This window comes from Streptomyces sp. NPDC092045, from assembly GCF_044756005.1.
Classification (GTDB): Bacteria; Actinomycetota; Actinomycetes; order Streptomycetales; family Streptomycetaceae; genus Streptomyces.
In genome coordinates this window covers 1-11,835 of record NZ_JBIVSC010000027.1, presented here as the reverse complement: position 1 = coordinate 11,835, position 11,835 = coordinate 1, and the positions used below count along the sequence as shown (strand labels likewise).

The window sequence follows — 11,835 nt, the reverse complement described above, 5'->3', positions numbered from 1 at the left end:
TCGGAGGCGTGGACGTGGACGGTGCGGTCGCGCCGGTGGTCAGCCGAGCGGTCTCAGGGCTTCCGACCAGATGCCGTACGGGACGCTGTCGGCGATCGTGCCGCCCAGTCCCTCCAGCGGCAGGGGTTCGAGGCTCTTGGCGAGGTCGATGCGGTAGACGACGACCGCGGTGGACACCTTCTTCTCGGTGCCGACGTACCAGGCGGCGGTGTCGTCCTCGGTGGTGCCCCTCTTGCCGGCGACCTCGCCGCCCGCCTTCGCGGCGGTCTCCGGGTAGGCGGTGCGGAAGGCGTCCGTCAGGGCGGACTGCACCTCGGCGGCGGTGTCGGCGTCCATGGCCCGGCGGGTGGCCGGGGCGTCCGTGGCGACCACGTGGCCGTTGCGGGTGACCTTGAGGATGGCGTACGGCTCGGTGTGCCGGCCCTGGGCGGCGAAGGTGGTGTAGCCGCTGGCCATCCGGATGGCGCTGGGCGTGGAGCTGCCGGCGGCCAGTGCGGGCACCTGGGCACCGAGGCTGGAGGGCAGCAGTCCGGAGGCCTGGGCGGTGGCGCGGACCTTGTCCAGGCCGGTGTCCATGCCGAGTTGCATGAAGGTGGTGTTGACGGAGGAGGCGAGGGCCCGGTGCAGGGAGATCCGCCCGTAGGACCGTCCGGCGTCGTTCTTCGCGGCGACCTTGCGGCCGCTGCGGTCCCAGTACGGCCCTTCCGGCGTGGTGACGGGCACCTTGTCGTCGCCGACGTACACCGTCTCGCCCGTCACCGGCTCGGGGGTGCCGTCCCGGCTCTTGCGCACGCCGTGCTCCAGGGCGGCGGCGTAGACGAACGGCTGGAACGCCGAGCCGGCCCGCACGGTGGTCGCGTTGGACTCGTTGTAGCCCTGCTTGCGGTGGTCGGGGCCGCCGTGGATGGCCAGGATGCGTCCGTCGACGGCGATGGAGGCGGCGCCGTAGTGGACGTGCTTCGCGGCCTCGGGGTTGGTCTTGCGGGCCTTGTCGCGGGCCGCGCCGACGGCCCGGGTGAGCTGGTCCACGCGCTTCTTGTCGAAGGTCGTGTAGATCTGGTAGCCGCCGCGGTCGAAGTCCTTGTCGGAGACGTGCGCCGACTTCTTGGCGTACTGGGTGGCGAGCTCCACCAGGTAGTCGCTCTGCTCGCCGGTGTTGTAGAGCGGGTTGCTCTCCAGCGGCTCCGGGAAGGTGCGGTAGCCGGCGCGCTCCTCCGGCGACAGCTTGCCGATCTTCACCATCCGGTCGAGCGTCCACCGCCACCGCTCCTCGGCGCGGGCGCGGTTGGCCGCGCCGAGCGTCGGGTCGTACAGTCCGGCGCCCTTGAGGAGGGCGGCGAGGAAGGCGCCCTCGCTGGCGTTGAGCCCGCTGACGTCCTTGCCGTAGTAGGCCTGGGCGGCGCGCTGGATGCCGTAGGTGCCGCGGCCGAACCAGCTGGTGTTGAGGTAGCCCTCCAGGATCTCGTCCTTGCTCATCTTGTTGTCGAGCTTGAGGGCCATCATGGCCTCGGTGAACTTGCGGCTGTAGGTCTGCTCCTGGCTGAGGTAGACGTTCTTGACGTACTGCTGGGTGATGGTCGAGCCGCCCTGGGTGCTGCCCTGTCCCACGGTGCGCAGGACGGCGCGGGTGAGGCCCTTGGCCGAGATGCCGGGGTCGCTGTAGAAGCTCTCGTTCTCGGCGGCGAGCACGGCCCAGCGCACGTCCTCGGGCACGTCCTCCAGCTCCGCCTCCTGCCGCTGCACCCAGCCGGCGCGGGCCATGGGGGTGCCGTCGGCCCAGAAGTAGACGTTGTCCTGCTGGGTGGCGTAGGAGTTGAGGTTGTCCGGAATGTCGGTGACGGCGTAGGCGACGGTCAGGGTCAGCACGCTCAGGCCGAACGCGCCGAGGACCGCTCCCCCGGTCTGCCGCCAGGAGGGCACCCAGCGCTTCCAGCCGGTCCGTCCGGGGCGGGGGTAGTGCGGTCGCACGCGGCGCAGCCGGGGGCCGGCCACGGCGACGACGACGGCGGTGGCGGCGAGGACCGCGGCGACGAGGCGGGCGGTGGGCGCCGTCCTGGGCGCCTTGCGGCGGCGCCGGGTTCCCGGGCGGCCGGGCGCGGCGGTCCTGGCGTCCGCGCGGCGGGACGCGCGGGATCCGGGGGCGGTCTCCGGGGAGTCGCCGGCCTGGGAGTCGCCGGTCGGGGCGGCGCCTCCGGCCTCCTCCGTGCCGGAGGGCGTGCCGGCGGTGTCCTCGGACGTGGCGCGCCGGCCCCCGCCGGGTATCAGCGGCCCTCCGGAGCGGGTGGTGGGTATGCCGCCCTCGGGTACGCGGAGCTGCATCGTCTCGTCGGGCACGAGCCGCTGCCCGAGGGCACGCCTGCGTGCCGAGGGACTCGGCTCCGACGGGTCTCCCTCGCCCCCCTGAGCCTGCCCTCCCTGCCCTGCCTGGGTCACGATCGGCCTCTCTCCGTACTCCCTGTCGCGCGCGCAGGCAGGCAGTACAGACGTACAAGGGCTTGACCCGGCTACCGTTATGGCGGTCGCAAACCCTGACTTCCCCCCGACCTCACGGGATCGCGGCTCTCAAATTACCAGCGCGTTTCGCACGATCTCCACATGATGTTCGGGCGAATCAGGTCACATCATGGCTGACCGGTGCCTGTCGGTCCTGCCGCACACACGTACGACCGCGTCGGGCGCCCGTCCCGACAGCGGTCCGCGGTGCACCGTCCCGGCCCCGGCCGGTGATCTTGCCCCGGCCGTCGCTCTTCGCCGGTGCGACGGGGACCGGAGGGACCGGAGGGACCGAAGAACCGATTCAGGCGACCGTCGCCTCGGTCCCCCGCTGCGAGCGGGCGGTCTTGCTGCCCACCTGGCCCGGCCGGATCGTCCGCGGGTCCACCGCCTCGCCGGGCGCCCCCGCGCGGTACAGCCCGTCGGGCTCGGCGTCGCGGTCGTGGGGCAGCAGGTAGAAGACGCGTCGTTTCTGCAGTCCGCTGTCGGGGTCGGCCTCGGCGCTGTCGTCGAGTTCGGCGAAGCCGATCATGCGCCCGTCGCGGTGGTAGCGGGGCTTGCCCCGGCGGCGGGGGGTCTTGTCCAGGGCCTGGCGCACGTAGTCGAGCTCTTCCGGGTCCTCCAGCCACACCACTCTGTTCTCGTGGGTGAGGTCGCCTGCCGTCAGGAGCGAACTCATGGCCTGGGTCCCTTCTCGGTCGTCTCGGCCCGCGGGGGGCCCGGTCTCCTCCACGCCGTGCTCGGCGCCGGTGTCGGTGTGCGGCCGGCCGTCGCGGGGCCCGGCGGCTGGATGCCTCGGCTCATTCCTCGTCCATGGTAGGTCCGTCGGTCGTCTTCGAAGGGCACGCGGTCCGGCTTCACTCCGAGGCCTACCCGTCTGCGGTACGCCGGGGCGGCTCGTCGTCCGCCAGGAGGGCGAGCCCGGGATAGAACTTCTGCCCGTTGGAGCGCAGCATCTCGCCGGGCGAGGCGACGCCGATCTCGGCCCGGATCCGCGTGGCGAACGCGCGGGTGGTGGCGGGGCGCAGTCCCTCGCCGTCCTGGCACCAGCCGCTGTAGGCGCGGTAGAGGGCGCCCTGTTCGACCTTCAGGTCGCGGGGCTCCTCCAGGTCGCCGCCGGTGGTGCAGCACTCGGAGAGGAAGCGTCCGATGTGGTCCTCGGTGGTGGCGTACGCCTGGGTGGCGGTGCGGACCACGCTGGGGCCGGCCAGGGCGGGTTTGGCGGCCAGGTAGGCCTTGGCCCCCTGGATCATCCAGTGGAGGATGCCGGGGCCCTCGTCGTGGACGAGGATCTCGGCGAGGTTGTCGATCTTGCGGTGGTCGGGGACGACGCGCTCGAAGGGGATGAGGCGGATGCGCCGCCAGAAGGCGTGTCCGCCGGTGCCGACCTCGGGGCGGTGGTTGCCCAGCAGCCACAGCTTGTGGGTGGGTTCGAAGCTGAAGAAGTCCTGGCGCATGCGCCGGGCCTTGAGGCGGTCGCCGCCGGTGAGGAGTTTGACGCGGGCCTCGTCGAACTTGTCGTGGGGCTTGAGCTCGCTGCAGACGAACAGGCGGCGGCCGTGGAGCTCGGTCAGCTCGGTGGAGTGCTCGTTGAACTTTCCGCGCTCCATGAGGAAGCCGGGGGGCGCGACGTCGGCGTAGTCGCCGAGGATCTTGATGACGACGTCGAGGAGCGCCGACTTGCCGTTGGCGCCGACTCCGTAGAGGAAGGGCAGCACCTGGCCGCCGACGTCGCCGGTGATGGAGTAGCCGAGCAGGAGGTGCAGGAAGTCGATCATCTCCCTGCCCGGGTCGTCCTCGCCGAAGGTCTGGGCGAGGAAACCGTGGAACCGGGGCGTGGGCATGGCCTCGGGCGCGAGGTGGGTGGCCCGTGAGTGCAGGTCCCGGGTGGGGTCGGGCTTGCGGAGTTCGCCGGTGCGCAGGTCCACGACGCCCGCCGGGGTGCACAGGGCGTACTTGTCGCCGTCGAGGCTGTCGGGGTCGAGGGCGAGCCCGGGCGAGGCCTTGGCCTGGGCCAGCATGGCCTTCACGCCGGAGGTGGACATGGCGCGCTTGCGGTGCTGGGTGAGTTCGCGGTCGGTGAAGACGCCGCGGGGGTCGGTGGTGGGCAGTTCCTCGGCCATGTCGCCCGCGGCCCAGATGGCGGCCTTCTCGCCGCCGGTGCGCTTCCACCGGTACTCGTCCCAGACGTACCAGCCCAGGCCTTCGACGTGCCGGAAGCGGTCGTGGTGGAGGTGGGCGAAGAGTTTGGCGTTGCCGCGGTCGCTGAGGTCGGCGAGCAGGCCGGACTGGACGAAGTCCGAGGGGTCCGGGGGGAGCGTCGTTCCGTCCTTCCGCCGGGGCGGCGGCGGCGCGGCGGGGTCGGGCGCGGACTCGTCGCCGAACGCGGCGAGCTGTTCGGCCGCCGCTTGGGCGTTGAACCCGGTGCTTCCGGCGCTGCTCATGTGCGTTCCTCGGGTCGGATGGGTCGGGCGCTGCCGGCGCGCATGCCGGTCTCGACGATGTGGGCGTTCCTGCGGAGCTGGTGGGGGCGGGCGCGCGTGGCGGTTTCGAGGAGCAGCCGCCGGGTCTCGGCGTCCCCGAGGTGGCCGCCCCGGACGAGTCCGCCGGCGGTGAAGGCCGCCCGGTTGAGCTTCTCGCTGAAGGCCGCCCCCTCGGGGACGGCGCCGCAGGCCTCCACGTCCCGGAGGAGGGCGGCGAGGACGCGCGGGGCGCCGCCGGGCCGGGGGGACGAGGCGGGCGTGGGGGAGGCCGCCGTGGAGGGGCTCGGGGGCGGCGGGTCGGCGCGGTGTCCGGTGCGGGTGAGTTCGGCGGTGAGCCAGAGCGGGAGCGGGGCGGGGGTGCGGGCGCCGGGCAGGGCGCGGTACTCGCCGGCCGTGGTGCGGGTGCCGGGGGCGACGACGTAGCCGTTGGCGGCGCGGACGTCGACCTGCCAGGCGAGGGCGGTGCGGTGGCCGGATCCGCTGGAGGACTTGAACGCGGGCGCGTGCCGGGGCGCGCGGTACCAGACGTGCATGCCGCCGGAGGGCGTCCGTACGCGCAGGGTCGAGGCGTCCGCGCAGGGGTCGGGCCTGCGCCGGTGGGCGGCCAGAAGGGCGAGGGTGTCGAACCCGCTGGCGAGCCCGGTCAGGTCGACGGAGTCGTGGACGGGGATGCCGGGCAGGAGCCGGGCCCGCTCGGGCGGGCGGTCGGTGTGGGCGTCCACGTCGATGACGACCAGGCGCGAGGGTCCGCAGGCGACGCCGACCCCGAACCGGGGCTGGGCGGCCCACCAGTGCCGGACGGTGTCGAGGTCGGTGGTGGCGGCGTGGAAGCCGTGGCACCAGCCGCGCCGCGCGTGGCAGGGGCAGCGCCCGGCCGGGTGGGTCCCCGTCGCGCACGCGCCGCAGTTGGGGGCGGGCGTCTTGGCGCCGGGGGCCAGGGGGTGCACCGCGAACCCGTGCCGGACCATCCAGGTCGCGACGTCTTCGGGACGGACGGGCACGGGTTCTTCCTTGGCGATGCGGAGGAGGCGTTCACAGGGACTCAAGGGACTGAAGATTCCCTATCGCGGATGCTAGCCCAGCGTCACGGGCGACTCACGCATGACGTCGCCCTTGTTTCGGAACTGGGTCCCTTCGGTCCCTCCGGTCCCCGGGCCGTCTCCGGACCGTCCCCGGCCCGGCGGTACGGGGACATGCGGGCGCCCGCTGCCGGGTACCCCTCCCCCGGACACCCTCCCCGGCCCGGAGGGGCTGATGCCGCACTCGGACCCTTCGGTCCCTGTCCCTTCGGTCACTGCACGAACCTGCAGGTCAGGGGGCTGAGCCGATCGGTCCAGGGACTGAAAGGGACTGAAGGGACTCAAATCTCCAGTTATCAGCGGCACAGGCTTCATGAGCAGGTGTACAAGTACGTACTCACGCCCGCGCATGCACGCACGCACGTAAAGGCCGGAAACAGGAGAATTGAGTCCCTTCAGTCCCTGGGTCCCTGCCGGGGAAGGGGCTGACCTGCGGTTTCCTACAGGGACTGAAGGGTGCAGGGACTGAACGGGGAAGAGGGACCGGGGAACGGTGAACGCGGTGGCGGATCCGCGCGTCTTCACGGCCGCATCCGGGGACTCAAGGCCGCGCACACTTCGGAAGAGACGGCGAGCAGCCTCGTGAACGCCTCCCCGCCCTCGCGCCCGTGTCCGGTACCGAGGGAAGGGCGCGGATCCTCACGGTGGTGTCCGCGCTCGTCGGCGGGCCCCTCCTCGGAGTGCCGGCCGATCCGGCCCGGGAGTGCCCACCGGGTGCCTGGAACCAGATCCCCCGTTCCGGCGCGGTCCGGTCCGTCGCCGCATTCATTGCGGGCGCGGCGGTCGCCCGGCGGGCCGGGCCGCCCGTTGCCGCCGTCGCGGGGCTGTGCGCCGGGGCCGGGCTCGTGATCGGCTCCCACGGCTCCGCGCAGGTCGCCCGCGACGGCACCGGGTCCCTGTCCGCCCCGCTCGTCGCTGATCCTGTCGCCGCTCCTCGGCCGACCGCCCCCGCGGCCGACCCGGGCCCCGCCGGTCAGCCCGTCGGGAGCGTCCGGTGGATCAGCACCCCGTGCGGCGCCCGGGAGGCGACCGCGACGGCGGCCCTGTGGCCGGGGCCGGCGGGGAGGTCGGTGAACCGCCACCCGGGGAGGTCGGCGCGGACGTCGTCGGCGCCGAGGTCGCGGCCGAGGCCGGTGCCGAGCCCCTTGAGGTAGGCCTCCTTGCGGGCCCACAGGCGGGCGAAGACCGTCGGCCTGTCGTCCGCGGGCGCCGATTCGACCTCGGCGCGCTCGGCCGGGTGCAGCATCCTCGTGAGCTCCTCCACGACCTGGGGTTCCGGCACGAGTTCCGCGTCGACGCCGATCGGGGTCGACGCGGTGCCGATGAGGACCAGGCCCCGGCTGTGGGAGAGCGAGAACTCCAGGGGCGCGGGGACGAGAACGGGTCGCCCGTGCGGCTCGCCGCAGCACGGGCAGGGGTCGCGGGCGAAGCGCAGGTCGCCCGGTGCCGCGCCGGTCAGGGCGGACAGGACCGTGCGGAGCGCCACGTGGGCGAACCCGTAGAGCGCGCGGTCCCGGTCGTGGGCGAAGGCGGCCAGGCGCCGGTGCTCGGACTCGTCCAGGACGGCGAGTTCCCGTGCGGTGCGCGGAGCCGCCGGGGCGCGCAGGACCCATACCCGTACGTCGTGGCCGTCGGGTGTCCCGGTGTCGCTTCGTAACGTCGCTGCCGCCTCCATGCCGATCATGTTCCCAGACCGGGGCTCCGGAAAGGGCGGGGGCTCCGCGGGGCGGGCCTTTGCGGGGCGGGCCTTTGCGGGGTGGGCCTTTGCGGGGTGGGTCTCTGCGGGGTGGGGTTCGCGGGGCGGAGCTGTACGGGCTGGGGTCGTACGGGTCGGGGTCGTACGGGCTGGGGTCGTACGGGTCGGGACTTCGTGGGCCGGGGGCTCTGCGGGCCGGGGCTCTACAGGCTGTGGGCGGTGATGTCGCCCTTGGCCGTGGTGGCGTGGATGTCGAGCGTGGACGTGCCGTCGTTCCTCAGGTCGTTGGCGACGCGGCCGTAGGCGGTGCCGGCGTCGAGCGAGGCGGAGACCCCCCGGGCCGCGCCGACCGAGATGTCGCCCTGCTGGGTGCGCAGGGTGACCGTGCCGCCCAGGGCCTCGGCGATCCGGATGTCGCCCCTCGTCGTGGTGATCTCGGCGGGGCCGCCCAGCCGGCCGATCTCGACGGTCCCGTCGACCGCGTCGAGGCGGACGCCCGTCGCCTCGTCGATCTTGATCCGCCGGTAGGCGCCGTCGAAGACGACCTCGCCGAGCCGTCCGACGCCCCGCAGCTCGGTGGCGGCGGCCCTGCCCTCGACCCGCGAGCCGGCGGGGAGCCGGACCGTCACCTCGACGGAGCCGGAGGAGCCGAAGTACTGGTTCTTCACCGGGATCCCGATCCGCAGGACGCCGTCGGCGTACTCCACCGAGGCCTGTTCCGCGATCTTGACGTCGCGGTTCTTCGCGGGGTTCATCGGCAGGACCTCGACCACGGTGTCGGTCCGGGTGGCGGCGATCACCTGGACGCGTCCGGCCGGGACGTCGAAGACGGCGTTGATCGGGGTGGGGGTGTCGAACTTCTGCATGGCGCCCTCCTGACGAACCGGTGTTTCGTATGATGGAAAGGCTACGTTGCGTTCGAGCGTGCGGCAATGAAGTGGTTGCGTGGTGACCGAGTCGGCCCAGTTCAGCGTCTTGAACTTGTTGCGGTGGGCTTGGGTTTAACGCAACGCCCAGCCTTTCGGGTGTTGCAATGGATTGATGGTTAACGCTACGGTGGAGACCTTGGTGGAAACCTCAGTGGACACGAAGGAGGCCGCGGTGCCGGGAGGCAGGCTCACCCAGAAGGACCGTCAGCAGATCGCGCTGGGGCTGGCCGACGGCCTCGCCTACGCGGAGATCGCCAGGGGCCTCGGCCGCCCGACCTCGACGATCACGCGCGAGGTGATGCGCAACGGCGGCCCCGTCGGGTACCGCGCGGACCTGGCCCACCGCGCCACGGAGCAGCGCACCCACCGGCGCAGGCCCGCCGCGCCCCGGGGGCCGGAGCCGGTGCACCGGCCGCGCGGGGGCGACCCCGAGGCCGTACGGGCGTACGAGGAGCTGTTCACCACCGTCATGATGCAGTCGGGCATGCCGAAGATGATGGCCCGCGTGATGGTCGCCCTCCTCATGACCGACGCCGGCAGTCTGACCGCGTCCGAGCTCGCCCGGCGCCTCCAGGTCAGCCCGGCGACCATCTCCAAGTCGATCGCCTTCCTGGAGAGCCAGGCCCTCGTCCGCAGGGAGCGGGACGAGCGCCGCCGCGAGCGCTACGTCGTCGACGACGACCTCTGGTACCAGTCGATGGTCGCCAGCGTGCGGTCCCTCGTCCAGCAGGTCGAGGTCGCGCGGCAGGGCGTCGGCGTCCTCGGGCCCGGCACCCCGGCCGCCGTCCGCCTGGAGAACGTCGCCCGCTTCCTCGACTTCGTCGCCGAGAGCCTCGCCCGCGCCGCCGAACAGGCCCGCGAGGTCCTCTTCACGGAGACCGAGGGGGAGGAGGACGAGGACGAGGACGAGGAGTGGGAGGCCCCGGAGGACACCGGCGCGCCGGGCAGCGACCTCGGATAGCACTCGCCGGGATCTACGAGGCCCAGGCGCCCGGCGCGACGAAGGCCGGCCGCCGGGGGGACGGCAGCTTGTGCACGGGGGCCTCCGGCCGCCGGTCCCGTTCCCGGGCCTCCTGCTGGAGCCGCATCCGCGCGATGAGGAGGGCGGCCAGGGTCGCGACCTCCTCCGCCGTCGGGTTGCCCTTGACGATGCGGATCGAGGCCGCCAGGGACAGGGCCGCCGCGTCGTCGGCGGAAGCGGGGGCGTCGGGGTTCTCGGCGGGGGCGGTCACAGCGGGAGGTTCCCGTGCTTGCGGCTCGGCTGCTGCGCGTGCTTGGCGCGCAGCATGTCGAGGGCGGAGACGAGCCGGGAGCGGGTCTCGGCCGGGTCGATGACGTCGTCGACAAGGCCGCGTTCGGCCGCGTAGTACGGATGCATCAGCTCGTTCCTGTACTCCTCGATCTTCTGCGCGCGGGTGGCCTCCGGGTCGTCGGAGGCGGCGATCTCGCGGCGGAAGATGACGTTGGCCGCGCCCTCCGCGCCCATCACGGCGATCTCGTTCGACGGCCAGGCCAGGGCCACGTCCGCGCCGATGGAGCGCGAGTCCATGACGATGTAGGCGCCGCCGTAGGCCTTGCGCAGGATCAGCGAGATCCGGGGCACGGTCGCGTCGCAGTACGCGTACAGCAGCTTCGCGCCGTGCCGGATGATGCCGTCGTGCTCCTGGTCGACGCCGGGCAGGAAGCCGGGCACGTCGATCAGGGTGACGAGCGGGATGCTGAAGGCGTCGCAGAACTGTACGAAGCGGGCGGCCTTCTCGGACGCCTGGATGTCGAGGACGCCCGCGAGGTGGGCCGGCTGGTTGGCGACGACGCCGACGACGTGGCCGCCGAGGCGGGTCAGCGCGCAGACGACGTTCCGGGCCCACTGGGCGTGGACCTCGAAGTAGTCCCCGTGGTCGGCGATCTCCTCGATGAGGTCGCGGATGTCGTAGCCCTGGGTGGGCTTGGCCGGCACCAGGTCGAGGAGGCCTTCGCAGCGCCGGTCCGCCGGGTCGTCGAGGTCACCGGCGGGGGCGAGCTCGCGGTTGTTGGAGGGCAGCAGCGACAGCAGGTGGCGGACGTCCTCCAGGCAGCTCTCCTCGTCGTCGTAGGCGAACGCCGCCACGCCCGACGTGCCGGCGTGGCTGTCCGCGCCGCCGAGGTGCTCCATGGTGACGGCCTCGCCGGTGACGGCCTGGACCACGTCGGGACCGGTGATGAACATCTGCGAGGTGCCGCGGACCATGAACACGAAGTCCGTGAGGGCCGGCGAGTAGGCCGCGCCGCCCGCGCACGGTCCGAGGACGACGGAGATCTGCGGGATCACGCCGGAGTTGCGGACGTTGCGCCGGAAGATGCCGCCGTAGCCGGCGAGGGCGGTGACGCCCTCCTGGATCCGGGCGCCGGCGCCGTCGCACAGCCCCACGATCGGGGCCCCGGCCGCCTCGGCCAGGTCCATCAGCTTGTGGATCTTCTCGGCGTGGGCCTCGCCCAGCGCCCCGCCGAAGATGCGGAAGTCGTGGGCGTACGCGAAGACGGTGCGGCCGTGGACCCGGCCCCAGCCCGTGACGACCCCGTCGGTGTACGGCTTCCGGTCCTCCAGGCCGAAGCCCTGGGCGCGGTGCCGGCGCAGCTGCTCGACCTCGTTGAAGGTGCCCTCGTCGAACAGGAGGTCGATGCGCTCGCGGGCGGTCAGCTTGCCCTTGGCGTGCTGGGCCTCGGTGGCGCGTTCGCCCGGCCCGGCCTCGGCCAGCGCGCGGACGGCGTGCAGCTCCGCGGTGCGCTCGCGCAGCGGGGCGAACGGGGGCTCCTCCCGGCGCGGGGGGATCGGAGCCGCGGGCCGGGGGTTCGGCGCGAGTACGGTCTCCAGTGGCGCTTCCTCGACGATGCTCATACGGGCCCTTTCGACGCGGGGGCACCGGGTCCGCCCGGTGCCGCGTCGTCCAGCTTCGTCAGGGGCGCTACATCTCCGCTCGACTCCCGCCCGGGGGCCGGTCGCGCTCCCGGGTGCCTTCCCGGGCGGGCCGGAGGGAGGGCGGGCGGGATTCCGCGCCCTCCCCCGGTGTGTCGTCGTGCCCCTCGTGTCAGTCGTTGACGGTCCAGGTGTCGTTGCCGGTGAGGAGTCGGGTGAGGTCGCCCTTGCCGTGTTGGTGGACGGCGGTGTCGAGTTGGTG

General features: G+C 73.1%; 9 protein-coding genes and 1 pseudogene. 2 read left to right on the top strand and 8 right to left on the bottom strand.

Going from position 1 to position 11,835, the window contains the following annotated elements:
* Positions 1-39 precede the first annotated feature (39 nt).
* From ACIQKA_RS32420 to ACIQKA_RS32405, 4 genes are all read right to left on the bottom strand, one after another.
* Positions 40-2,319, bottom strand: coding sequence for a transglycosylase domain-containing protein (locus ACIQKA_RS32420; RefSeq protein WP_402543145.1), 2,280 nt, complete (start codon positions 2,317-2,319; stop codon positions 40-42).
* 478 nt (positions 2,320-2,797) lie between these two features.
* The gene (locus tag ACIQKA_RS32415) at positions 2,798-3,172 is read right to left on the bottom strand and encodes a DUF6009 family protein (protein WP_366379334.1); all 375 of its coding nucleotides are present in this window, start codon (positions 3,170-3,172) and stop codon (positions 2,798-2,800) included.
* A 190-nt stretch (positions 3,173-3,362) separates the two neighbouring features.
* Positions 3,363-4,937 (bottom strand): phage/plasmid primase, P4 family, encoded by a 1,575-nt coding sequence (locus ACIQKA_RS32410; RefSeq protein ID WP_402543126.1) that lies wholly within the window; start codon positions 4,935-4,937, stop codon positions 3,363-3,365.
* Positions 4,934-5,977: a bifunctional DNA primase/polymerase gene (locus ACIQKA_RS32405; protein ID WP_402543125.1), complete on the bottom strand. Its 1,044-nt coding sequence runs from the start codon at positions 5,975-5,977 to the stop codon at positions 4,934-4,936. Before ACIQKA_RS32405 ends, ACIQKA_RS32410 begins: the two co-directional genes overlap by 4 nt.
* A gap of 686 nt (positions 5,978-6,663) precedes the next feature.
* Here ACIQKA_RS32405 and ACIQKA_RS32400 point away from each other — a divergent pair.
* Positions 6,664-6,948, top strand: a pseudogene (locus ACIQKA_RS32400) (DUF6518 family protein); the annotation flags it as partial.
* 80 nt (positions 6,949-7,028) lie between these two features.
* Here ACIQKA_RS32400 and ACIQKA_RS32395 read toward each other — a convergent pair.
* Both ACIQKA_RS32395 and ACIQKA_RS32390 read right to left on the bottom strand, forming a co-directional pair.
* The gene (locus tag ACIQKA_RS32395; protein WP_402543124.1) at positions 7,029-7,730 is read right to left on the bottom strand and encodes a 4'-phosphopantetheinyl transferase family protein; all 702 of its coding nucleotides are present in this window, start codon (positions 7,728-7,730) and stop codon (positions 7,029-7,031) included.
* A 224-nt stretch (positions 7,731-7,954) separates the two neighbouring features.
* Entirely contained in the window at positions 7,955-8,617 is a 663-nt protein-coding gene (locus ACIQKA_RS32390) for a DUF4097 family beta strand repeat-containing protein (protein ID WP_383153776.1), read from the bottom strand.
* A 235-nt stretch (positions 8,618-8,852) separates the two neighbouring features.
* On the opposite strand from ACIQKA_RS32390, the gene ACIQKA_RS32385 reads away from it, so the two are divergent.
* Complete coding sequence (locus tag ACIQKA_RS32385; RefSeq protein WP_402543144.1) at positions 8,853-9,641, top strand: helix-turn-helix domain-containing protein; 789 nt, start codon at positions 8,853-8,855, stop codon at positions 9,639-9,641.
* 13 nt (positions 9,642-9,654) lie between these two features.
* Here ACIQKA_RS32385 and ACIQKA_RS32380 read toward each other — a convergent pair whose 3' ends face one another.
* Complete coding sequence (locus tag ACIQKA_RS32380; protein WP_383448620.1) at positions 9,655-9,912, bottom strand: acyl-CoA carboxylase subunit epsilon; 258 nt, start codon at positions 9,910-9,912, stop codon at positions 9,655-9,657.
* Positions 9,909-11,555, bottom strand: a complete 1,647-nt coding sequence (locus tag ACIQKA_RS32375) for an acyl-CoA carboxylase subunit beta (RefSeq protein ID WP_383434890.1) — start codon at positions 11,553-11,555, stop codon at positions 9,909-9,911. The genes ACIQKA_RS32380 and ACIQKA_RS32375 overlap by 4 nt, the downstream gene beginning before the upstream one ends.
* Positions 11,556-11,835: the final 280 nt, after the last annotated feature.

Coding starts and splice junctions, on each gene's coding strand:
- ACIQKA_RS32420 (WP_402543145.1), bottom strand. CDS start 2,319: ATGCAGCTCCGCGTACCCGAGGGCGGCATACCCACCACCCGCTCCGGA.
- ACIQKA_RS32415 (WP_366379334.1), bottom strand. CDS start 3,172: ATGAGTTCGCTCCTGACGGCAGGCGACCTCACCCACGAGAACAGAGTG.
- ACIQKA_RS32410 (WP_402543126.1), bottom strand. CDS start 4,937: ATGAGCAGCGCCGGAAGCACCGGGTTCAACGCCCAAGCGGCGGCCGAA.
- ACIQKA_RS32395 (WP_402543124.1), bottom strand. CDS start 7,730: ATGGAGGCGGCAGCGACGTTACGAAGCGACACCGGGACACCCGACGGC.
- ACIQKA_RS32390 (WP_383153776.1), bottom strand. CDS start 8,617: ATGCAGAAGTTCGACACCCCCACCCCGATCAACGCCGTCTTCGACGTC.
- ACIQKA_RS32375 (WP_383434890.1), bottom strand. CDS start 11,555: ATGAGCATCGTCGAGGAAGCGCCACTGGAGACCGTACTCGCGCCGAAC.